The 21806-nt window shown below is 63.5% G+C and carries 22 protein-coding genes; 3 read left to right on the forward strand and 19 right to left on the reverse strand.

Annotation, left to right across the window (positions count from 1 at the left end; genetic code table 11):
* Positions 1–22: 22 nt before the first annotated feature.
* The 9 genes from BKK79_RS14505 to BKK79_RS14545 all read right to left on the reverse strand — a co-directional run bounded on the left by BKK79_RS14505 (position 23) and on the right by BKK79_RS14545 (position 7482).
* Entirely contained in the window at positions 23–1990 is a 1968-nt protein-coding gene (locus BKK79_RS14505) for a relaxase/mobilization nuclease domain-containing protein (RefSeq protein ID WP_008642578.1), read from the reverse strand.
* Positions 1991–2438: 448 nt separating this feature from the next.
* A complete protein-coding gene (locus BKK79_RS14510) occupies positions 2439–3038 on the reverse strand; it encodes a S26 family signal peptidase (protein ID WP_023112221.1) in 600 nt (199 codons plus the stop codon).
* Positions 3035–3592, reverse strand: coding sequence for a DUF2840 domain-containing protein (locus BKK79_RS14515; RefSeq protein WP_021204046.1), 558 nt, complete (start codon positions 3590–3592; stop codon positions 3035–3037). The genes BKK79_RS14510 and BKK79_RS14515 overlap by 4 nt, the downstream gene beginning before the upstream one ends.
* On the reverse strand, positions 3589–3852 hold the full coding sequence (locus BKK79_RS14520) for a hypothetical protein (protein ID WP_031270616.1): 264 nt from the start codon (positions 3850–3852) through the stop codon (positions 3589–3591). The genes BKK79_RS14515 and BKK79_RS14520 overlap by 4 nt, the downstream gene beginning before the upstream one ends.
* Positions 3849–4487: a ParA family partition ATPase gene (parA, locus tag BKK79_RS14525; RefSeq protein WP_021204048.1), complete on the reverse strand. Its 639-nt coding sequence runs from the start codon at positions 4485–4487 to the stop codon at positions 3849–3851. Before parA ends, BKK79_RS14520 begins: the two co-directional genes overlap by 4 nt.
* A gap of 265 nt (positions 4488–4752) precedes the next feature.
* Complete coding sequence (locus BKK79_RS14530; protein WP_071037924.1) at positions 4753–5598, reverse strand: replication initiator protein A; 846 nt, start codon at positions 5596–5598, stop codon at positions 4753–4755.
* Between the two features lie 26 nt (positions 5599–5624).
* Complete coding sequence (locus BKK79_RS14535; protein ID WP_014703533.1) at positions 5625–5909, reverse strand: helix-turn-helix transcriptional regulator; 285 nt, start codon at positions 5907–5909, stop codon at positions 5625–5627.
* A 111-nt stretch (positions 5910–6020) separates the two neighbouring features.
* Positions 6021–6788: a DUF2285 domain-containing protein gene (locus BKK79_RS14540; protein ID WP_014703532.1), complete on the reverse strand. Its 768-nt coding sequence runs from the start codon at positions 6786–6788 to the stop codon at positions 6021–6023.
* A gap of 346 nt (positions 6789–7134) precedes the next feature.
* Entirely contained in the window at positions 7135–7482 is a 348-nt protein-coding gene (locus BKK79_RS14545) for a DUF2958 domain-containing protein (RefSeq protein WP_014703529.1), read from the reverse strand.
* 264 nt (positions 7483–7746) lie between these two features.
* Here BKK79_RS14545 and BKK79_RS14550 point away from each other — a divergent pair, with 264 nt between their 5' ends.
* On the forward strand, positions 7747–8040 hold the full coding sequence (locus tag BKK79_RS14550) for a helix-turn-helix domain-containing protein (RefSeq protein WP_023110657.1): 294 nt from the start codon (positions 7747–7749) through the stop codon (positions 8038–8040).
* Between the two features lie 321 nt (positions 8041–8361).
* On the opposite strand, the gene BKK79_RS14555 is transcribed toward BKK79_RS14550, so the two are convergent.
* The 4 genes from BKK79_RS14555 to BKK79_RS14570 all read right to left on the reverse strand — a co-directional run bounded on the left by BKK79_RS14555 (position 8362) and on the right by BKK79_RS14570 (position 12688).
* On the reverse strand, positions 8362–8676 hold the full coding sequence (locus BKK79_RS14555; RefSeq protein WP_014703526.1) for a DUF736 domain-containing protein: 315 nt from the start codon (positions 8674–8676) through the stop codon (positions 8362–8364).
* Between the two features lie 777 nt (positions 8677–9453).
* Positions 9454–9663 (reverse strand): hypothetical protein, encoded by a 210-nt coding sequence (locus tag BKK79_RS14560; protein WP_023110658.1) that lies wholly within the window; start codon positions 9661–9663, stop codon positions 9454–9456.
* A 62-nt stretch (positions 9664–9725) separates the two neighbouring features.
* Positions 9726–11783, reverse strand: coding sequence for a ParB/RepB/Spo0J family partition protein (locus BKK79_RS14565; protein WP_014703524.1), 2058 nt, complete (start codon positions 11781–11783; stop codon positions 9726–9728).
* Between the two features lie 74 nt (positions 11784–11857).
* Positions 11858–12688, reverse strand: coding sequence for a DUF932 domain-containing protein (locus BKK79_RS14570; RefSeq protein ID WP_023110659.1), 831 nt, complete (start codon positions 12686–12688; stop codon positions 11858–11860).
* A gap of 414 nt (positions 12689–13102) precedes the next feature.
* Here BKK79_RS14570 and BKK79_RS40345 point away from each other — a divergent pair, with 414 nt between their 5' ends.
* Positions 13103–13471 carry a hypothetical protein gene (locus BKK79_RS40345; RefSeq protein WP_014703521.1) on the forward strand — a complete coding sequence of 123 codons (369 nt, stop codon included), beginning with the start codon at positions 13103–13105 and terminating at the stop codon, positions 13469–13471.
* A 5-nt stretch (positions 13472–13476) separates the two neighbouring features.
* Here BKK79_RS40345 and BKK79_RS14575 read toward each other — a convergent pair whose 3' ends face one another.
* The 6 genes from BKK79_RS14575 to BKK79_RS14600 form a co-directional block, all read right to left on the reverse strand.
* Positions 13477–13866: a hypothetical protein gene (locus BKK79_RS14575; protein WP_014703520.1), complete on the reverse strand. Its 390-nt coding sequence runs from the start codon at positions 13864–13866 to the stop codon at positions 13477–13479.
* A 268-nt stretch (positions 13867–14134) separates the two neighbouring features.
* Complete coding sequence (locus BKK79_RS14580) at positions 14135–14641, reverse strand: JAB domain-containing protein (protein WP_014703519.1); 507 nt, start codon at positions 14639–14641, stop codon at positions 14135–14137.
* Between the two features lie 401 nt (positions 14642–15042).
* Positions 15043–15900, reverse strand: coding sequence for a DUF6685 family protein (locus tag BKK79_RS40350; protein ID WP_045285107.1), 858 nt, complete (start codon positions 15898–15900; stop codon positions 15043–15045).
* Positions 15901–16251: 351 nt separating this feature from the next.
* Positions 16252–17322, reverse strand: coding sequence for a ComEC/Rec2 family competence protein (locus tag BKK79_RS14590; protein ID WP_014703517.1), 1071 nt, complete (start codon positions 17320–17322; stop codon positions 16252–16254).
* A 45-nt stretch (positions 17323–17367) separates the two neighbouring features.
* Positions 17368–19623, reverse strand: a complete 2256-nt coding sequence (locus tag BKK79_RS39020; RefSeq protein ID WP_014703516.1) for a ThiF family adenylyltransferase — start codon at positions 19621–19623, stop codon at positions 17368–17370.
* Positions 19620–20813 (reverse strand): hypothetical protein, encoded by a 1194-nt coding sequence (locus BKK79_RS14600; RefSeq protein WP_023110661.1) that lies wholly within the window; start codon positions 20811–20813, stop codon positions 19620–19622. The genes BKK79_RS39020 and BKK79_RS14600 overlap by 4 nt, the downstream gene beginning before the upstream one ends.
* Before the next feature lie 88 nt (positions 20814–20901).
* On the opposite strand from BKK79_RS14600, the gene BKK79_RS14605 reads away from it, so the two are divergent.
* Entirely contained in the window at positions 20902–21804 is a 903-nt protein-coding gene (locus BKK79_RS14605) for a WYL domain-containing protein (RefSeq protein ID WP_014703513.1), read from the forward strand.
* The last annotated feature ends 2 nt before the right edge of the window (positions 21805–21806 follow it).

The raw sequence follows: 21806 nt of genomic DNA on the forward strand, positions 1-21806 counted from the left end.
TGGAGTTCAATTGCCGTTGGCGTCAGGTAATGGATAAACCCAACTGGCGTCGGATTTGCCAGGATACAGTGCCACCATGTATCTGTGCAGAAATCAGCATGCCGAGTCGTTGTTCGATGACCGGCTTCCACGGCACCAGGCTGAACCCCATACCGTCATCCAGCATCGCGTAGCGCCCGCTGGCCAGCATGAGGCTGCGGCGGTAGATACCCGCCACGCGCTGCCCCTCAGCTACCGGACGATGCTCCAAGCCCGTATCAGCGGCAATGTCCTTCGCGGCCTGCGCCACTTCCCGATTGCGCAACGCGCCCAGCAGATTGCGCGCCAGGATCACGCGCTGGCCGCGCCGCTCGGCCAGTCCCTGTTCGGCCAGGAAATCGGCGCGCTGCTGTAGCGCCTGCTTGGCCTCGCCGCCAAAGCCCAGGTCACCCAGACCGGAGCCGCCGCCGATCAACTGCTGATCCAGCCAGGTGGCACCGATCACGCGGGCCTGCCGCTCGATGGGCAGGTGCGATTTCAGCTCCACGGCCACGCCGCCCAGGCGCTGCGCGTCGTACTGGCGGCCACGCTCAGGCAAGTCACCGGGCACCTTCCATAGTCCCTCAGCGACGCGCTCCACGATGCCCGCTCGGCGCAGGGCTTCAAGGCGGCGGACATGGGCCGCAACCACTTCATGCGGGTCGCGGCCATCCTTGGCCTGGCCTTGTGCAATGGCCAAGTGATGGTCGGTGCGGTACAGCCCATTGGTCGCCAGCGCGGTGATGGTCTTGTCCGCTGCGCGCACCTCGGCGGAGCCTTTCACCTCGACCACTGCGCTCATGGGGTACTGCTCCAGTTCCGTCCTGGGCGGCAGCGCCACATAGTGGGCCTTGCCGTCGATGCCATCGACCACCAGATAGCCCCGGTCGTACAGTTCGTCGGCCAGTCCTTTGCCCGCCACGCGGCCGATGATGGAGTGTCCATCCTCGCCCGGTTGGAACACGGCCAGGTCACGCTGCTTGCCGCCCATCGCGCGCTGCATGGTGCGGATGATGTCGCCACGTTCTCCCATGGCCCGCAAGGTTTTCTCGGCATCGGCATGCACGGCCCAAGTGCCGGGCTGGGTCTGCGTGGCAAGCCCCATGCGTTGAAGCCGCTGCAAGCGCCCGACCAGCAGCAGACGCTGGCGTTGCAGTTTGGGTTCGTTGAAGCGCTCGACCTTCACCAGGCCGTCCACCGCCTCGCGCTGGAGGGTGCGATCCAGGCTCGTCCACCGCTCCTGTTCCACTTCGCGGGCTAGGGTGCGCTGGATCTCCAGCTCGGTGCGCGGCCCCAGCCATTCGGTGGCCAGTTCCATCGCCCGCTCGCGCATGCCGCGGGTGATGTACTCCTGCGAAATGATGAGATCCTTGCCAGTGTCGTCCTTGCCGCACAGCACGACATGGGTGTGCGGGTTGTCGGTATTCCAGTGATCGACCGCCACCCAATCCAGGCGGGTGCCCAGGTCGGCCTCCATGCGCTGCATCAGGTGCCGGGTGTAGGTGCGCAGGTCTTCGAGCTGCTCCGCATCCTCGGGCGAGACGATGAAGCGGAACTGGTGGCGGTCGCCCTTGCCACGCTCCTCGAAGGCGGCCGTGTCCGCCTCGTCGGTGATGGCGCCATAGGCACGGCCCTGTCCACCCTGGCGGTCCACGCCTTCGCGCTCGATGTAGCGCAGGTGCTGCACGGTGGAGCGGCCGCTGGCCTGCTGCAAATACACCAGCCGCACCTTGACCGTGGCCCGGCGAGAAAGCGCCGTCAACGACTGGCCCGTGAAGCGGGCTGCGACATGACCGCGCCCCAGGCGCGAACCGGGGGGCTTGCCGGTGGTCTTGCGCCCCCGGCCAGAGACGCCAGCGGCCTTGCTCGTCTGGCGCAGCACCTGGGCAATGAAGGTGTCGCCGCGCTGCCTGGGCTTGCTGGGCCGCACGCGAAAACGGTCATCGTCACCGGGATTTCCGCGCTGGCTCATGATGCAGTCCCCACCAAGCCCATCGCGCCCGAGCGCATGCGGCACACGGTATTCCCAATGCCCGCAAGGCCTTGGGGCTGCTGGCGGCACGAAGCCACCTTGTGGCGAGTGCCGCCCCCAACCCACGTGCAGACTGGCTTTGCGCGCGCCGTGGTGCCGCGCCCTTCAATCTTGCCTTCCGCCTTTGCCCTTCGCTGTCGCTCCGGGCGTCGGCGGCCCGGCGGCGCTGCGCTGCTTGCAACCCGCCCGCCGGCGAACGCGCCAATGGCTGCAGGCCGGGCGCGTTCGAGGCAAGACGCCTGCACGTTGGACGGCTGCGCCGGATGTTGCGCGAGGCGCGGCGCGGATGCGCCCGCGCTGCACGCGCGACGACACGGCGGCAGCCACCGGAACGACATGCCCGATGGCACGATGAGATGCACGGCAACGTGCAGCGAATCGGCGGCCATCATGGGCGTGTTTCCAGCCAGACCGGATACGCGACGCCGATCACGGCGGATGCGCTGACCGGCCCGAAATAGCGGCTGTCGAACGACGCTGGATTGGTCACGCTCAACAGGAACAGCTCGCCCGATTCGAGGCGGCGGCAAAGCTGCAAGGATGGCAGCGGCCGGCCCAGCCGGTCGGCAGGCAGCGCGGCGGCCGCAGGCACGCCGTCGATGCGTACCTGCCCGGCGACGATGCAAACGTGTTGCGGCGCGACCGCGCCCACACGTTTGAGCAGCGGAACGCGGGTCGGCAGGTAGCCGCGCTGCGCAGCCAGCATGGCGGCCCTGTCGGGCAGCGGCACCAGCACGATGCTGTCCACGGACAACGGACGTGGCAGCGAGGCGGTGCGCGGGTCGAACGGTTCGATGCGATACCAGCCGACCGCCACGCTGTCGGACGGGTTGTAGGTCAGACGCGGCAGCGGCGACACGAAAGCCGCCCAGGCCAGCGCAGCGAGGCCGACGGCGGCGAAGCCCGCCAGCACGATGCGAACGCGCAGGCGCGAGCGAGGTTGCGGCGCGACTTCGTGCGTGCATGGGGTGTTGGATTGGGTCGTCATGGCAGCGCCTTTCCGGCCAGCCAGGCGGCGTGCCGCTCGGCGGTGTATTCGGGCAGCGCCAGGCGGGCCGCCAGACGGTTGCCCAGCGTGCGCCAGTACGCTGGCGACACGTCGATGGCGGCGATGCCTTGCCCTTCGATGCCGTCGATGCGTTCCAGCACGGCACGCACCGCGTTTTCGCCTTCGGCGTGCAGCAGCAGGCGTGCGCCGGGCCGCACGCCGGGGATGCGCTGCATGTCGTCCAGCGGCGTGGCGGCTTGCATCACCATGAGCTGCCAGCGGATCGTGCCGTAGTCGTTTGCTTCCCAGCGCACGCGGCAGAACATTGCACGCGGCAGGAACACCGCGCAGCGCCGCCAGCGGTCGAGCCGCAACGTGCGTGCCGGTTCGCCGAAACGCAGGTAGAGCTTGAAGCGCGGTTCGATGTAGGCGAGCGATACGCGCGTCAGCGGCACGCTGCCGGCCTGGCCGGCGAGCGTCGAAAGCGAAGGCGGCGGCGCAGCAGCCGGTGCAGCCGTCGCCGCGTGAGCGGCAGGCAAGGCGGATGCGTTCATGGCAGGTTCTCCGGGCGCTTGTCGGGGAACTCCCGTTCCAGCAAGCCGCGCAGCAACTCGGCCACGGTCACGCCCTGGCCGAAGGCGGCGATCTTGATGCGTGCACGTAGCGCGGGCGTCACGTCGAGCGTCAGGCGGGCCGTATAAAGGTCGCCCTTGTTGAGCGCATCGGCATCGCCCTGGCGAATCCACGCCTCGGCGTGCGGATTCGCGGGCGGACGTGCGCCGATGCCGACGCGCTTGCTGCGCGGGATGCTCATGTCGGCCACCGCAGCAGTTCATCGGTGAGCACGGCGATCTCGCGGGCGGCGGCGCTGTCGGGCGCCGTCTCGCGGGCGAGCCGGCCAGCGGCCACGCTGTCGGCGAAGACGATGCGCTGGCGCACTTCGCTGCGCAGCGCCGGCAGCGGCTGTTCGGCCAGCGATTGCCGCGCTTCCCTGCCGATGATGGTGGTGCTGACGCGCCGGTTGATGACGAAGGCCGCGTGCAGCGCAGGCCGGAACACCTGCGCTTCGCGGATCAGCGCCACCATCTCGGCGCTGGCCCACAGGTCATACGGACTGGGCTGCACGGGAATCAGCACGCGCTCGGCCGCCAGCAGCGCGGAACGCGCCAATGCGGCGATGCGCGGCGGGCCGTCGATGATGACGTGATCGGCGCGGCGGGCCAGCTCCGGCGCTTCCTGATGCAGCGTCTCGCGGGCGAGGCCCACGGTGCTGAACAGCCGGGGCAAGCCCTGCTGGCTTCTGCGCTGCGTCCAGTCCAGTGAGGAACCCTGCGGGTCGGCATCCAGCAGGATGACGTGCAGACCGCGCATCGCCAGTTCGCCCGCGATGTGCGTGGCGAGCGTGGTCTTGCCGACGCCGCCTTTCTGATTGAGAAGCGCGAAGATCATGACGCGGCCTCCCATGCTGGAAAGCCGGGATTCGCCTGCCCTGCAAAACGCTGTTCGCTGTGCCGTTTGGCGGTTGTCCACCGAAACGGTGCGCTTCTACTAAAAGTTAGAGATTTATAGTTAGGTAAGTTAGAGAGGCTGAAAACCCGCGCCATTACTGGCTTTGCGGCGTTTTCGTACTCCTGATAGCACGATAGGCGTACTCCCGATAGCACGATACCGGGTACTCCTGATAGCACGAGGCCGTCCACAGCTTTTCCCGCAGTTATCCCCGTGCCGTATGCAGCACGGGCCGGAAGGTCAGCAGTTCGGTGTTGTCGTCCGGCATGCGCTCGATGCCGAGGACGTAGCCGGGTAACGACTGCCGTGCCACCAGCACGCGCAGGTCGTAGGCGAAGTCCGAGAAGCGAGCCGCGCTGCCGGATTTGCGATGCAGATGCCGGAAGTCGAATTGCCAGCCGTGTTCCTGCCGCCCGCCGTGCTTGCGTACCAAGCGGTACAGCCAGCGTTCGATGCCGCCCTTCAAGCGGAAATAGGCCGGGTCGATGGTCAGCACCAAGGCGGCATCGAGCACGCCCGCATAGAACCAATCGGGCAAGATCAGCTCGATGCCCAGCGGCACGCCGCTGGCGTCGGCCAGTTCCTTCCACTCGTTGATCCACGAGAAGCGATGCAAGCGCCTGCCCGTGGTTTCTCGGATGGACGTGGCCACACTGGTCGATTGCAGCCGGTCGAGCGCCGCTTTCAGGCGCTGGTAGTCGTTGAGCGATGTGCCGCGCCCGATGAAGCGCAGGATTTCGTAGGGCGTGGCGCGTATCCAGCGCGACGGGCGGATGCCCGCGTCGCGCGCCTCCGCGATCTGCGAAGCGGCCCATATCAGCACGTCGGCATCCCATATCGTTGCGATGCCGTGCTCCTGCGTGCCCTCCACGCGGATGGTGATGCCGCCTGCGCGAAAGTCGATCGGCGCGGTGCGCCGCGACTTCGCCAGCGAGAAGAACGGAAAGGCCATCAAGTCCTGGCTGTCGCGTGGTGCCATGTCGCCCGGCAGCGCCCGGAACAGGTCGAGCTGTTCGCGCTGCTGCAAGGCTTGCCCTGGCGGGCTGGACATGGCAAAGGCCACCCACGCACCGGCGTTCAGCGGCCATCACGGTAGTCACCCGCGTGGCGTTGGGCATATTCCGGGTCGGAAGTCGCCTCGTAGCTGCGCTGGTCGGCCCAGGCATCGAGGTCGCTTACCGCGTACATGACGCGGCGGCCGAACTTGCGGAACTTCGGCCCTCCGCCGATCACGCGCTGTTTCTCCAGCGTGCGCGGCGACAGCCGCAGGTATTCGGCGGCTTCGTCGTTGGTCAGGTAGCGTTGGGGCTGCGCGGGCGCAGCGACAGCAGCGGCGGCAGGCCGCAAGGGAGCGGGTCGCATGGGGTGTACCTCCATCAAGCCCGGCCACACCACGCGGCCGGATAGAGGCACTTTCAAGAAAGCAAGGCTTCTTGCTAAGGGACGTTCTTCAAGGGACGCGAAACGTCCCCCCTAGTGCAACGGTGGCGGAAGCTGTGCCAGGCGGCGGTAGCCGCCGCGCATCAGCGCATCGCCACGGCGCACCAGCCGCCGCACGCGAGCACGCAAGGCGCTGTCTTTGTGCCAGTCGGCTGCGACGGCATCCGCGCCGAACAGCCCTTCGGCCACCTCGCGCAAGGACGCGCCCGAGAGGGTCGCGTCGAGCGCCTGCAAGGTGTGCAGTTCCAGCACCGCGGCGGGCGTGGGCCGGGATCGAGCCGCCGCCGCAGGCGTGGCCACGGTCGCGGCGGACAGCGCATCCAGTTCGGCCGCGAGCGTGCGATAGCGCGTGCAGGGCGTGGCGCAGGCGCGGGTGGCGTAGAGGTAGGCCATGCCGTCTTCCAGGCCGGGCGCGAGTGCCAGCCGCACGCAGCAACCCGGCCAGTGCGACACCAGCACCAGGCGCTTGCCGTCGTGGATCAGTTGCTTGCGGCCAGGCACGCGCCAGAACTCGAAGGCGTCGGCATCCGGCGGCGGGTCGTCGTCTGGATAGAGCTGGATCACGCCATCGTGATCGGGGAACCAGGCTGGATGCGCATCGCGCGCATCCAGGGCCGGGTCTTCCAGCAGGCGCAAGCCCCATCGATGCGCCGTATCCGGTCGGCGGCGACGGCGCAACCAGTCGAGCCGGTAATCGGGGTTTCTACGCAGGTATTCCCAGGCCAGCGCGGGGCCGTCGAGGTGCAGCGTGTAGAGATACGCGGCGGTTGGATACCAATGCTCGGCGTTCAGATCAGCCATAACGCAACCTCCTGTCGATCAGCAGGAACGTCGCTACGGATTCCGCCGTGCGGGAGCTATCGAAACGCCATCAAGTCGTCATCGAATCAAGGTAAGCTGTAACTGCTGGTGTCAAGACAGATTCGCTCCGGAGCATTGCTGAAATCGTCTGAATGCGACGGCTGCGCCGCCGTAAAAATGGTGCGCAGCATTGAGCAACGTGCCGCATCCAGCGCCCGGCATCATGACTGTTTGCATCTGGATCGCACCGCTTCGGCGCAAGCGTGCGGATTCAGACTTGTCCGGTCTTGAACAAGACTGAAATAGTCACAATGCGTCCCGTTTGGCCCTGCTGCGCTGGCCGGTATCAGTCCGGGATCGAACCGTCTTCCTGCGCCAGCCGGACATACTCCGACAGCCTCCGCGTCGGCTGAAAGTAGCGATCGCGCATCACCGGCCGCTGACGCGGGCCGACGATGGACGCGAGATCGGACAGCCTCACCGTGCCCAGAGCGGGCATTCCGATCCCCAAGTCGATCAGGCCGTAGGCCGTATCGCCATCGGCAGGATCGAGCGAGGCCAGCAGCCATGTTGCATGCGCGTCCGGGGTGAACAGCCGCACGGCCGGCAACGGGTCGATATCCTGCCCGGCGGCGCGGGCTTGGCCGTGGGCCAGCAGCCGCGTCCGTTCTTCCTCGGTCGCAAGCGGGATCACGGCCGCGTGCCTTCCACGAATGCACGGAACCGCCGAAGCGCCTCTGTGCTTGCGCACGAATCCATAGAAGCGTAGAGGCACGAAAGCGCATTGCCGGAAGTCAGGAAAGACACGGATGCGGTTCCCTGGGTTTGAAGAAATCCGCAGATACGGATTTCCGTAAAGGCACGAAAGAGGAAAGCAGTAGCACAAAATGAACACTATAGATTGTAGCCCTATAGAGCGCAATGGGCTGTCATCTTGGTTTTTGGGGGGAAACCATAGGTGGCAGCGAAGAACTCATTGGCAGCGGCGATACGGACGGTCAGGAAAGCGCGTGGCTTGAGCCAGGAAGCGTTCTCTGACGTGTCCAGCCGCACCTACATGAGTTCGCTGGAACGCGACCTGAAAAGCCCGACCATCCACAAGCTGGCCGAGCTGTGCGAGGTCATGGACGTGCATCCGCTCACGCTGCTGACGCTGGCCTACGTCGGCGACAGCGCGCACCAGGCCGACGAGCTGCTGGCGCGCGTGCGCCAGGAGCTTGAGGCCGTGCTGAAGGAGTCGGATACGCCGTAGCGCGTCGGCGCGTAGTGCCGGATCTCCGCAAGCGAAGCGCGCAGCGCCGCAGGCGCGAAGGCGTGAGGGATTGAAGCCGATTGGCCGTGACGGCGTAGCCGGCACGGGGCGCAGCCCGAAAGCCCGGCGGCGCTTCCAGCGCCGACACGCCATCTTGTGCCTGCGGCTGCCAAGGGTTGCGAACCCTCCAGTCAGCACCCATGCGATACCGGCCCTGGTGGACGTACCCAGCGCGGAGCGACTGCCGAAACCCTATGCGTGCGGTGATGCGATGAGCAGCACAGTGCCCCGCCGCAATGGGCGGGGCGCTGTGGGCGGCCGTCAGGCCGCCTTGGGCTTGTTGCGCGACCAGATCAGGTCGTGCGTGCCGTTCTCGCCTTCGATCAGGCGGGCATAAACGGTGGCTGGGAACGAAGGATCGTCCAGGGTCACGGACACATAGGGCCGTCCGGCCTCGCTGGTCTTCTTCCACGCCGCGCCGATGTCATGACTTGCCGCTTGCAGGCGGTAGTCGGGGGCGTTCTCGTTGTCGCCCTTGTCGTTGGGAACCAGCTTGACTTTGACGTTGAGCGTCAGGGTGCGGAGCGTGCCGGTGAAGCCGTCTTTCTCTGCGGTGAAGGTGCCGATGTTTGCCATGATGATTTCTCCTTTCGGGTTGAACAAGGTCGCGCCAGTGCGTCCTTGTTGTGATCCGTCCGGCGGGGATGGGCTGGCCGCACCGCTTGCGGTCGGAACGAAGTGGAGAACCTGGAAGCAAAAATAATTTGTCCCGCGAGGAATGCGCGCAGCGCAGGGGAAATTATTTTTGCTGGAAGGTTGCGGCCATGAAGCCCAAGGCGCAGCCGCGCCACCGCCAGGATTCACAACAAGACAAGGACGTACAGGCCGACCGCTCCCGAATGGAGACATGGCCGACTCGGCATCCCCGCGTGACGGCTTCACCGGCTTGCGCCCTGACGCGGGCCAGGTCAATGCCCCGACGACAAGGCCGGAGCGCCCCTGCCGCAGCTCGCGGCACATGCTTGAGGCGTGGCGTGGAGGCTCCATCGGGCGAGGCCGGGCGGTGTGTCGGTGAACCGTCCTTCGTGACATACAGGCAACGAACCGCCAGCGTCGAGGACGGCACGCTTTCGCACAACCTGCCGCAGCAAGCCGGGGCGTAGCCCCACAAGCCCCGCCCATTGCGGCGGGGCGCAGTCCAAACACCGGCGGCGGGGTGCGCCGCCGCACTTGTGGGCTTCGTGGTTTCTCGCGCACAAGGCCGCTTGTGCGCGGCCCCTTCGCCGCCCGCCCGAAGGCGGCGAAGGGGCGTTTTGGTTTTGGGCCTTGAAACCGGGCGCGGCCACCGCCGCGCCCGGATTTTTGACCACCAGCCCCAGGGCGGAACGGACTGGGGCTGGCGTGAATGATGGGTTAGTCCTTGGTTTCGATAATCCACCACACGGCACGCGGCAAGGCGCGGCCCGTGATGGGGTGAAAGTCGGTCAGGTCGGCTCGGGCTGTCCAGCCGCGAGGCGGACGGTAGCCGCGCACGTCGCCTTCGCCGTGCCAGCGGCGGGCGCGTACCGTACCGGGGGCATAGGTCGCCGCCATGCGTGGGCGGCTGGTCGTGGTGCGGGTCATTGGGGTTTCTCCTTGCAGCGAAGCGCCCCGGTCGAGGCCGGGGCGCTTGCCTTCCGTGCGGGTCAAGCGGCCAGTGCTTCGGCGGGTTCATCCGCCATTGCCTCGGCATCCTCCGGGGCGTTTTGCTCCGGGCCTTCTTCCTGCACGGCATCCTGCGGGCCTGCGGCCTTGAAGATGGCGGGCATCCAGCCCGTGCCATCGGCCAGCCGCTCGGCCTCGCTGGCAATGTCGGCCTTCTTCAACTTCGCCAGCCGGGTTACAGAATCCGGTGCAAACACGGCCACGGCATCCAGAATCACGGCCTTGGAAACATGCTTGAAGTAGCCTTCTGCGGTCGGCTTCCACCATGCGGCCATGTCGAGGCCCACGGCCTGCGCCAGTTCTGCGCCGCGCTGGTGCGGCGTGGCGCGGGGTGTCACCACGTCCACCGTGGAAGCCACGCACACGGCCAGCAGCCGCACCAGTTCATCTTGCGGCTTCGCCAGCAGCACGGCGAACAGTTCGGCGCTGTCCTCCGGCAAGGCTTCGCCCGCCACCTGTTGCAGTTCGCGCAGCGCCACGGCGGCGGGCGATTCGGGCAAGTCCGGGGCCATGCCTTCCAGCCGGTCTTGCACTTTGAGGCTTACGCCCAGCGGCAAGTCGTGGCCGTAGTGGCTGCCCTGCAAAACGGTCTGCACCATGCCATGCACCACGGCGGCCAGCGCGGCTTGCGGATGCCGGGCGACTTCGATTTGCAGCGCGGCGGTGCGGTGGGCGCTCAACTTCTGCGCCAGCCGGTCGGACATGGCGGCGGCCTTGGGCTGCCTGTCGTCGTCTCCGTCCTCGCCTTCCTCGTCGTTCGCGGCTTCGCCTTCGCCGCCGAAACCCTGCCGAATCCTTTCCAGTGTGCGCAGCGCCTTGGCTTCGGCTTCGCGCATCAGGCCGCGATGAATGACGGCCTCGCCGTTGCGGTCGATGGTGACGATGGCTCCGGCTGCGGCCTTCACGTTCGCGCCGTAGTCTTGCAAGCCATCTTCTAGCGCTTGCAACTGCTCGCCCACGGCTTCGCCTTCCTCCTGCAAGGCATCGGCCTTTTCCTCGTCGTCGGCGTCCAATGCGGCATCCACGGCTTCGGCCAGTTCGTGCATCCGGGCTTGCAGCTTCTCGATGCGTGCGGCTTCGCGCTTGTTCGGTTCGCGGCGCTCCCTCGGGGCGCGTTGGAAGGTGTGCAGGTCGGCATGGGTCGCGCCCGGCGTGGCATCCACCCACGCCCAACCTTCGGCGCGAACATTGGCGGCAATGCCTGCCAGCCGGGTTTGCGCCAGTCGTTCCAGCAGCGCGGCATCGGTCAGATACACGCCCGCATCGCCTTCCGCAAACAGGTCGCGGCGGATGCCACCGCCTGCGGCTTCGTAGGTGTCCAGCCCTACGAACCGCACCAGCGGATGCCGGTAGGCGTCGATTTCGCGCTCGGTCAGGCGTTCGCGCAAGTGGGACGGATGCCGCTGCCACTGCGGGGCATCGTAGAACGCGGCTTCCTGTGCGGCGTGGTCATCGGTGATGGCAAGCGCCATCAACTGATCGAGCGTGACGGCATCGGCGCGATAGTCGGCCATCAGGCGCGGCGACACGTTCGCCAGCTTCAAGCGGCGTTGCACCACCAGCGGCGTGACGCTGAAATCCGCCGCAATGTCCTCGATGGGCCGGCCTTCGGCCACCAGCGCGGCGAATGCCTCGAACTGGTCGGCGGGGTGCATGGCTTCGCGCTGTACGTTCTCGGTGAGGCTGGCCGTGCGGGCGGTGCCATCGGCTACCAGCAGGCAAGGAACCTCCCATTCCTTGCTGATGCGGTGCTTTTTCGCCAGCAGCTTCAACGCGGCGAGGCGACGGCCACCGGCGACGACTTCGTAATGCTCGCCATCGGCGGATGCAATCACGATCAGGTTTTGCAGCAGGCCGACACGCTGGATGGATGCGGCGAGTTCGGGGATGGACATGCGCGGGGTCTTGCGCACGTTGCGGCCCGTGGGGCGCAACACCAGCCGCGACAGCGGAACCAGAATCAGGTTCTTGGTCGGGTCGGCAGCTTCCAGCGCGGGGGCTTGGATGGCGCGGGCTTCGGTAGTGGTAACGGCGTTCATGGTGTATCTCCAATCAAGTGAAACAAGGGAATGGAGGGGAACCGCCCCTCCGGCGGGTAAAAGATCGGAAGGGTTCAGGCTTTCAACTGGCGCAGGCCATCGGCCAGCATCCAGAGGGCGCGATTGAGGCGCACATCGGAATCAATGCCTTGCACCGGGCGGGTCTGCTGGCGGCGCCCGTTGGCGCTGCGGCCATGCAATCCGCCTTTGGTCAGGTTTTCTTGGGTGCGGTTGAACACGCTCCACAAGTCCGGGCGGCGGTCGTCGAACCGGCGCGGCATCAGGATTTGCGATTCGGTGATGGGCGCTGGCTTGTTGTCGGTGGGGTCGTACTTGAGGGCCAGCGCGGAACGGGCGAACACTTCGGCCTCGCCTTCGTCCAGCGTGATCGCGCGCATGGCATCGCGGGATTCCTTCACCCGCTCGAAGCCGCTCAACACCTCGAAAGCGCCTTCGATGACGGAGCCGGCTACGTCGCCTTTGTGGGGCACGCGCACGTCCGCCACGGTGTCGCCGCAGACAAGACCATTGCTGCACACGAACCGGAACATGCCGGCCAGCATCTGATAGCTGCTGGTGCCGTCATGCGAGTTCAGCAGCACGATTTCGTTAGCCTCCGCGCCGTTGATCTGGCTGGCGTGGCGCAGGCGAATCATGTGTTTCGTGTGCTCGCGCTTGCCTTCATCGCGCACGCGGGTCTGCGTCACCATGAAGGGCTGGAAGCCTTCTTTCCGAAGCTCGGTCAGCACGGCGGCGGTGGGGATGTAGGCGTACCGCTGCGAACGGCTCTCATGCGGGGCGTCCGCGAAGATGGACGGCGCGACACGGTGAATCTGGTCATCGGTCAGCGGGTATTCGCTGCGCAGTGCCGGGGAACGGGAAGCGAAACGGGATGCGAGTTGCATGGTCTTTCTCCTGACAAAAAGAGGTTTGCTGTTCACACCGCACACCGGATTCCTAGATTCGGAGCCCAGCCTTTCAGCTGTTCGGTGCGGTCGGCACGAGGAACCCGGTTAGCCCTGTTGCCACCGTCTTTCCTGAGTTCATCGCCCGCGACGGTCAGGAGCGCGCGAACGGGTGCCGTCAAGGAGGCAAGCGCAGGGTTGGTGCGGCCCGCAGGCGCAGCCGAGGACACGGCCCTGCGTGCCTTGACGGCACACGGGCGCGGGCTACAGTCGCAGACAAGGTGATGAGGTCAGGGAAGACGGCTGGACATGGCAACGGCCATCCCTATGTGCCGAACCGCACGGCAAGCGAAGCGCGCAGGCCCGGATCTAGAAGCCGGGCCGGAGGCGTCAGCCGAGCGGAGCGAGGGAACGATGGAAGCCCGTCAGGGGCGAGACGCCGCAGGCGGCTCGATGCGCAACGCGCACGACAGCGCGACCGGCCATGTCTTCTTGGCCGGGGACGCCCTGACTTCGATGCTCGATGAACATCACGCCCAGGACAGCCCTCATGCACAAGGCATCGAGAAATTGCTTCTGCTGCTGGGACTGCGATTGGCTTCTGGCCGATCCGGCGCAGCCGGTTCGGCGGTCTTCCAGGGGCGCCAAGCATCGCGCGGCGGGGATAGCCCGCAGGGCTTTCCCCTGGAGGCAAGCGAAGCGCCGCGGGCGCGAAGGCATCGGCATCGGGCGCAGCAAAAAGAATGGCGCGTCGCCCGAAAGGACGACGCGCCGGGTTGTTAGCGCGATCAGCTCGTCGCCGGCGACACCATCGCTTCAAGCTGCTCTATGACGCCCGGCTTAACGAAGACGCAAGGCTGGTTGGCCTCGATCGGCACGTTGAACACCTTGGCGAACACATGATGCTTCAGGTGCGCCAGCCGGCCCGTGCGATAAGCCTGCTCGGGCTTCAGGCGGCCACCCGGCGAGCCGCTGCGCTGCGGGTCGCATTCGACTAGCGCGACGAAACCATCGTCGGCCAGCTTCTGGTGCTCGGGGCATAGGCCCCAGCCCGTCTTCGTATGGTGCTCCATGCTTGCACGCAGGCGCTTGTCGAGCAGGATGGTGCCGGTATCGAACGCTTTGCCGCAGACCAGGCAAACGTGCTGTTCGAGGGAAACATGTGATTTATCGTTCATGACGATCTCCGGTTACACAGGCGGAATTGCCCGGAACCGTCACCAGCACGGCGCAGCGCAAGCGGTCAGGGGTCAAGGACGGCCGGGAGGCCGCAAGCGTGCTTGCACGCGCAGCCCTTGACGGCGAGAACGCCGTGATACGGTGAAGGGAACAGCAAGACCGCCTCACACCACCACCTACGCACACCTGTCTTCAGCAAGCGCAGGCCCGCGAGGGCCGTAGCTGCGCCACCGGGCGCAGCAAAAAAGGGGCCGCAGCCCCCCTGTGTCAGATCAGGCCACGCTCAGCGAATGACGTAGTGGCCTCGCCGCCGACGACGATGTGATCCAGCGTGCGCACGTCCACCAGCGCCAGGGCTTCCTTGAGGCGTTGGGTCAGCAGCTTGTCCGCCTGGCTCGGCTCGGAATTGCCGCTCGGATGATTGTGCGAAAAGATCACGGCCGCTGCGTTGTGTTGCAGTGCCGTTTTCACGACTTCGCGCGGATACACCGATGCCTGGTCGATGGTGCCGCGAAACATCTCCACGTATTCGATCAGACGGTTCTGGCTGTCGAGGAACAGCGTAGCGAAAACCTCATGCTCGAAGTTGGCCAGCTTGGTGCGCAGGTAGTCCTTGACCAGCGCCGGCGAAGTGAACAGCGTCCCGCGCGGAGTTTTCTGGTCGATAACGTACCGCGCAGCTTCCAGAATTTGGTCGGCAGTCGCCGGCAGATAGCGCCCCTGGTCGTCACGCACCAGCAGCGAGGAATCGAGAGACAGAGAAAGTTGCGACATGATCATGCTCCGGTTGCTCGGGCGGAATTGCCCGGAACCGGCCTCAGCACGGCGCAGCGCAAGCGGTCAGGGGTCAGCGACGGCCGCCAGGACGCAAGCGCGCAAGGCGCGCGCAGCCCTTGACGGCGAGAACGCCGTGATACGGTGAAGGGAACAGCAAGACCGCCCACACCCCGCCCGCAGAGACGACGGATGGGCAAGCGCAGCGCGCAGGCCCACAGGGCCGGAGGCGTCAGGGATCAAAGCCGGATGGCCATGACTCGGTACGAGGCATGGGGCGTAGCCCGCGAGCCCGACGGCGGAACGCCGGGACGCTCTTTTGTCGCTAAGTTCCTATGAAATGTGGAGCTTCAACTCGCGATCTATAGGTAACGACGTGACCACACGCATTTAGAGCATCGTCAGCAGGTTGGAGATGAAAATTGCTTTGTCCATAGAGCCGTCGATTCAGTCAAGAACCGCTGTTGCGCAGTCAGCGCTTCCCTCAAATCATTGCCCAAATCGTGGTGCCCCTGACTCAATAGTTCTGCCATCACGGACTCGGCGATTTGCGAACCCCGGGGGAATGCCAAAAGCGTGCCTTCGGCCAGTACAGGCGGGAACTCCATGTTCGAACCAGAACCTACCAAGCTCTTCACAGTCCATAGCATCTGTCCGGCCAAATCCTTGGGGAGCAATACCAGATGAAATCCATCGAGCAGCCATTGCACAGTCAAATGGTTGAGCTGGTAGAGATAGAGTTTCGAGGCGAGGTGAATGCGCGCGCCAATGCGCTTAGCGACATGCACGGCGCCCGCAAGATGGTGAGATCCGCCACTGTTGTCAAGGAACAAACGGCCATCCCAAGCTCGCACGCTAAACGTGTCGGAGCCACGTCCGTGCAGTAGCCGAATTTCGCCATGAGAACAAAGCTCTTTTAAGCTCGCATCATCCAGTCCGAGCGGGGGCTTTCCTTTTCTGGCATATCGATTCTGCTCATCAATATAGTAGGCACCAAAGACATCCACACTTTCGTGTGGCATATCTGCCGACTTGCTTGCGGAGATGCCCTCTATATCGCTTGCGTCGCATTCAAAGTGAGGCACCATCGTCACTTGCACTAGCGATCCATGAGGACTTTGGAAAGCCTCCTTAGCGCCCGAGGCTAAGCCCGAAAATCGGCTCCGCAAAGTAAAGTTGCTGCGATTAAGATTGTCCAGGATGTCCCATCGACGGCGTGAGTCATCAAAAATCTTCGATTTTGCGGTGTTGAGGAGCACATTTTTTCCTGCCGACTCCTTGAGCCCCAATAGCTCACGCCAAGCTTCACACCGCTTCCGTACAAGCGCCGGCGGTCGATTCCAAAATCTTCGCCACCACGGCCATGTGTGGAGTTCAAGCACAGAAATTGGAAACTCAGAGAGCGACATCGCATGCATAGGTTGCAAGTACCTGGTAGTTAGGCAAGCGCAGGCCCGCAAGGCCGGAGGCGTCAGGAATCAAAGCCGGGTGGCCGCGACTCGGCATGAGGCGCGGGGCGCAGCCCGCGAGTCCGACGGCGGAACGCCGGGACGCTCATAACGTAGGCGGCAGAAAGCCAATGAACAGCACGTCACGCTCAAACTGCCCGCTCAACTCTCTTGCTCTTCGGGGTACTCTGCTTGAGGAATTGATACCCAGCCATCGCGGGTAATGCCCGCCCCAATGCGGAGATTCTTGCTTTCGGTTGCCGCCCAGTGCCCACCCCGGTGCAATACAGCGCGAATTACGGACTTCCGCGGGTGATCCTCATCGGCTTTGGCAGAACTGCAAATGGCATTCCAGGTATGCTTGTCCGGCATGCTGTCCAATCGTGGACCAACCAGTTGATCCAGAATTTCAGTCGAGACATTGTGTCGCCCGCCATGATGAGGCACCTGGAAATACCGAATGCCTGGCAACGCGAGTCCGGCAAAAGGCGCGTAGTCAATAACCTCTTGCAGCGCTTCACGCCCGGCATCGCCAGTAAGCATGACACGATGACCGTTCAGAACAGCCGACTGGACCACACTCATTTCATTTTCACGGCTGGTAGGCTCCGGCGGAAAATATTCCTCGCCCCACAGGGACTTGATGTAGGCGGTCGCGGCCTTCACCACCCGGAATATGCTGCTCAGCGCGCTATCCAAAGCACTTTCTTCAACAGCTTCCGGTGTCTTCGCGGAGTCCACGATCAGGTCGAAGTAGCGATCTAGTGTGGGTGCCATCACCATGAAGGGACCGATGTTCTGCCCCTGAAGAGGGGCATGGATTGGAATTCCCTTCTCAACCGCAAGATCCTCAAGAATTGCCGTGGCATCGTAGATGGAGCGCAATTTCCGTCTCAGTGCTTCAACTGATTCATAGGTCTCGAATCGATCAATCAACTGATCTGCATAGATCCACGGCCTGTTGATCCAGAGATTTTTGACTGTGCATTGCTCCAGGACTTTTCGCAGCCCATTGGCGTGATCGCGATCGGGGTGTGTGAGGATCACATGGTCGATGACTGTTGTTCCATAGTACGTCTTCAGGTGCTCGACGAGCTGATCTCCCGTATCCAGATACCCACCGTCAACGACGTGCACGCCCTCTGTGCCATTCACCGAATAGCGTAGCGTGATTGCATCCCCGCTTTTCGCTGTTTCGACGCCAAGAAAATCGATCTCGAAGTAGTCAGCCATACATCCCTTTCGTTTTATGCCAAGAAAGTGCCGGCGGCTTTGCCTTTACCAGCGATCCACCGCACACCTGAGTCCTGTCGGAGTCCATACCAACGACACGGCGGGAAGGCCGCCAGCATCCTCGGCGATGCCGCGCAACGTATTTCGGTCTATGCCCGAATGTGCGCCGCCTTTCGGGTGGCTATGCCAAGTGCCGATGAAGGCCAGATACCCCAAAGAGGTTCCATTCGCTGTGCGCAAATTTTGAACAAGCCCATTCGTCCCAAGGACGAAGCGGGCGGCCTCCCGAATGCTGTCAGGCGGCGCATCCACGAGGCCAGCAATGGTGATGGTTCGATTCTCAAACGAGATACGACCGACCAAGGCTCCACCTGTTTCCAGAGCGCCCCAGCGCAGCGCATCAGCATGGATCGCTTGCACGACAGGGTGCAGAATCCGAATGTTCCAGCCACCATCGTCTGCTACGTTGAGCACAGTGGTCGGGCCGAGGCTGGTGCTGGTCCATGCCATGCCGAGGCCTTCGGTATCCGAGACCCCGGCGCAAAGCGTCGCCTCCTTCGGGAGTCCGCCAACGAGCCAGCGTTCCAGTTGCAGGCCAGCTAATGAAGCAGAACGCGAAACAACGGCATCGGACATTGGCATCGTCAGTGAACGGCAGTTGTCGCCCACAAAAATACGCGTCGGCTCAGACGTATCGCCAGCAATCGACGCCCGCAGTTCCGGCACAAACCGACAGCACTCGAACAAGAATGCCGTAAGATCGTCAACCCGACCGGCGCGACCAGGCCCTTCAAGCAAAACCGCGACACAGCGCCCCTGGCCATACATGACGATCCGTGCCAACCGCGCAGGGGATTGGTTCAGCGCCGTTGATTGCGTTTCTGCGGCCAACACCTGAAGTGAGGCTGTCGCATCCACGATGAGGGCCGCATCCTGCGGAACGGTTGCAGCAAACTGCGCAGCATCGACCAAGAGAGTCACTGCGTCGGTGTCGAACGCTTGCGATTGAAGATGCGACAGCGACTCAAAGGCCGTCTTCATCAGCGCCGACTTCCGAGGTGGGACCAGCACCGATGCCCGCTCAATGAGTGCATGCCGGGCCGCGTTGTGAGGCGACATGGACTCGTTATCGACGAAGGTCATTGAGCCGAAACCCGCTCGCCCCAGTTGCATCGCGATTTTCGACCCCACGCTTCCGCAGCCGAGCAAGACCAGCGGCTGCGATGTGGCCGCAGATGGAATGCCGGACGTTCTTGCCAGCAGTTCGGGAGACAACGCATGTGCGTGAAAAGCCGGGTGAACCGTGGCGTTTCGCTCCAGGAGCGATTGAGCGTTGAGTTCATAGCGCACCACGTAGGGCAATACCTCGATACTTCTCCCCGGTGAGCCCACAAGCGACGCTGGCCTTTGAACAGTCAGAATCACAATCGCATACAAGCCATGCGTCCAGCCACGCGAGTCTTGCTGCATATCCAGAATCGAACGTCCATAGTAGCCGTCCAAGCCTTGAGCCAAAGCGTCACGATCGACGCCGAGTTCCGCTGCTCGATCAAGCAACGTCGCGAGATCGACAACCGTCTCGGGTTGATAGTGGCCGACCACATGCGGGTTGCCGTCGGTTATTGGAGCCCGCGCAATGAAGGCTGCGGTATGGCCATTTCCCCATTTACCCAACTTGTCGTTGTGAACCTCCTGATAGAACACAGGATCGACTTGAGCAGTCAGTTCGGCATTGACGATGGCGTATAGCCCGCCATCAATCGTCACGTAGCCTGCGGGAACCACCAAAATCGTGCCGTCAGCGGGAGCGGCGGCCGCGACATTCTCGGCACTGAATACAAGGGTCGAAGGACAACTGTCTCGACGAGTCGGCTCCCACCCCTGTTCAAGGTCCAGCAACGTCCCGGCTGCGGCCTTGTGCAACCAAACGATCAACTGATCGACGATGGCGTCCAGACCAAACCGATGCAGCAGCTCGTCCAACGATCCCTCGAACAGACAAGGCGAGACCAACTCGCCTTCGCGATGAGGATTGATGTGCGGCAAGTTGAGTGGGAAGTCCGCACGCAAGAAAGGCTTGGGTGCAGACATGGGCCAGTCACTGCCGAATACCAGAACGCATGTCTCGACCGAGCGCACTCCGGTCCCGGATACGCCATTGCGCCGAGACCTGCTCGGCAATTCAACAGCAACATCGACTTCAATCTGCGTCGATTCACCACTTTTCCTTGGCTCGCCAACGCGGACAAGGCCCCTGTGCCGCTGAAGTTGATGCAGTGCGTCCGCGATGGTGCCCGTCATGATGCCCCGTGTGGCATGGGCGCGCGCGCGGAGGTGATCACGGCGGCGGCCTTCGATCCGGCTTCCTTCTTCGAGGGAGGCTGCACACCCTGAGCGGTGACGGTGAAAACGAGGGGCTCCACGGATTTTTCGCTCGGATATTCGCCCGTGCAGTAAAAGTCGCCTTTTACTTCGTCCACGATTGCTACGTATTCACGCTTTGCGCGGATGCAGGGCGGATCGCTGTCGTCGTCTGCGATCGGCTTGCAACTGGCGACGATGACGGCACCGTTGCGGGTCTGCGAAAGCGCCTTGCGAGCGTCGGCATCAAGTTTGGCCTTTTCGCGGTAGTCCGACCAACTGTCATAGGACAGCGAATGCCAGGAACAGTGATGTGGCGCCTGCATGATGTCGTACTCAAGCACATCGGCTTCGGCCTTGTGGCGCTGCCACTGGCGGTTCCAGATAAATACTTCGGCATCGCCACCAGTAAGGAATTTTGCGCCATCCGGCGTCTGAGCATCAGCGGCCAATGTGAAGTTCAAGATCACGCTGGACTGGTTCTTGACCAGGCACTCTTCCTCTTCTTCGTCGTCCTGGGCGTCCAAGGGTGCCAGAAGAATCGCGGAGAAGAATGCGGAACTCTTGCCATTGATCGTCGAGAAGCGCGTGTCCACCTTCCGCACAATCGAGGTGAGATCATCGGTTTTTCCGTCGATGTCCTCGCCCATGATCTGAATGCGGTCGCCGTTCCCGACGACGAAATTCTTGTCGCGGTTCAGCTGTACGCGCCGACGCGCCTCCGTGTTGAATGCCTTGGCGTCGTCACTCAAGGTGTGCGTCTTGCTGGCGCGTCGAAACACGATCGGAGACGACCATATCTCGCGGATCACGATCTTCTTGTCCTTGTCGTCCTTCTTGTCATCCGGATACTTGTCCAGCGGCCCCAGGTGGAAGTGCCGCGTCAGGCCTCGGCAATGGTCCTGGTCCGGGTGGCTCAGCAGGAACGCATCGACATACGGCCTGCCGTTCTCATCTTTCTTCAGTCGGTCGCGCAGATCCTTGGCGACATCGCGCGCCTCACCGTCAGGGTCGTCGGCGTCTTGCCTGATGTTTACGTCGATCAGCAGGGTGGTTGCGTCGAGGTCGCCGAACTTGATGAGGGTCATGTCCCCGTTGTCGACGGGAAAAAACGTGATGGTTGTGGGCATTGGGGCTCCGGGTAGACGACCGAAGGATGATCGCGTATAGTTAATGTACGACTATTTTTTATATCCGTCTACTTTTTAGGCGCAACTGATGCAAGAGCCCTCTGTCACTGCCGCCAATCCTGCTGAGCCCAAAGGGCTAAGTTGGGGGTTGGAAAGCAGACTTCAATTCATCGATTTCCGTTTGCGCTGGGAACGGCACATTAATCGAATGGATCTCACTGAGCACTTCGGCATATCGGTTCCCCAGGCGTCACTGGACATTGCCAAGTACACGGAGTTGGCGCCGAGCAACCTGACTTACGACCGCAGTTCCAAGACCTACACGGCAGCGCCGAGTTTTCACCCGCTTTACCAACGAAGTTCGGCGCAACACTATCTAGCGGAGCTGCTGGCCACCAAGATGGGAGTCATCGAGCCTGCGGCCAGCTTTATCGGCTCAGCACTTGAGGCAGATTGGGCGCCGTCCCCCTGGCGCACGATCAATGAACAGACCGTCGAAGCAGTGGTCCGGGCAATTCGGCAGCAGGAAGCCATTTGGGTGAGCTACCAGTCCATGACGTCCATGGACGAATCGGTTCGTCTGCTGTCTCCCCACGCCCTTGGTAATGACGGTTTTCGCTGGCACATGCGCGCGTTTTGCCACAAACGCCAGCGCTTCAGTGATTTCGTCCTCGCCCGAATCCTGCGCATCGACGGCTTCGAAGCGAGCCAAGTGGACGCCAGCCAAGATTCGCACTGGCAAACTCTCTTGACGCTGGTGCTTGCACCGCACCCCGATTTGCCCGCTGCCAAGAAACGAGTCCTGGAGTTGGACTATGGAATGGAAGACGGACAGGTCAAACTTCCATGCCGCCAAGCGTTTTTGTATTACACGCTGAGGCGTTTGGGCTTGCATACCAAGGAAGCACCCGACCCTCTCGCGCAGCAGATCACTTTAAAGAACCGCGATGAAATTCAACCCTATATTGATGCCTTGTCGGCCCAAAGCTGAAC

Origin of the sequence: Cupriavidus sp. USMAA2-4 (genome assembly GCF_001854305.1) — a bacterium.
Taxonomy (GTDB): Bacteria; Pseudomonadota; Gammaproteobacteria; order Burkholderiales; family Burkholderiaceae; genus Cupriavidus; species Cupriavidus malaysiensis.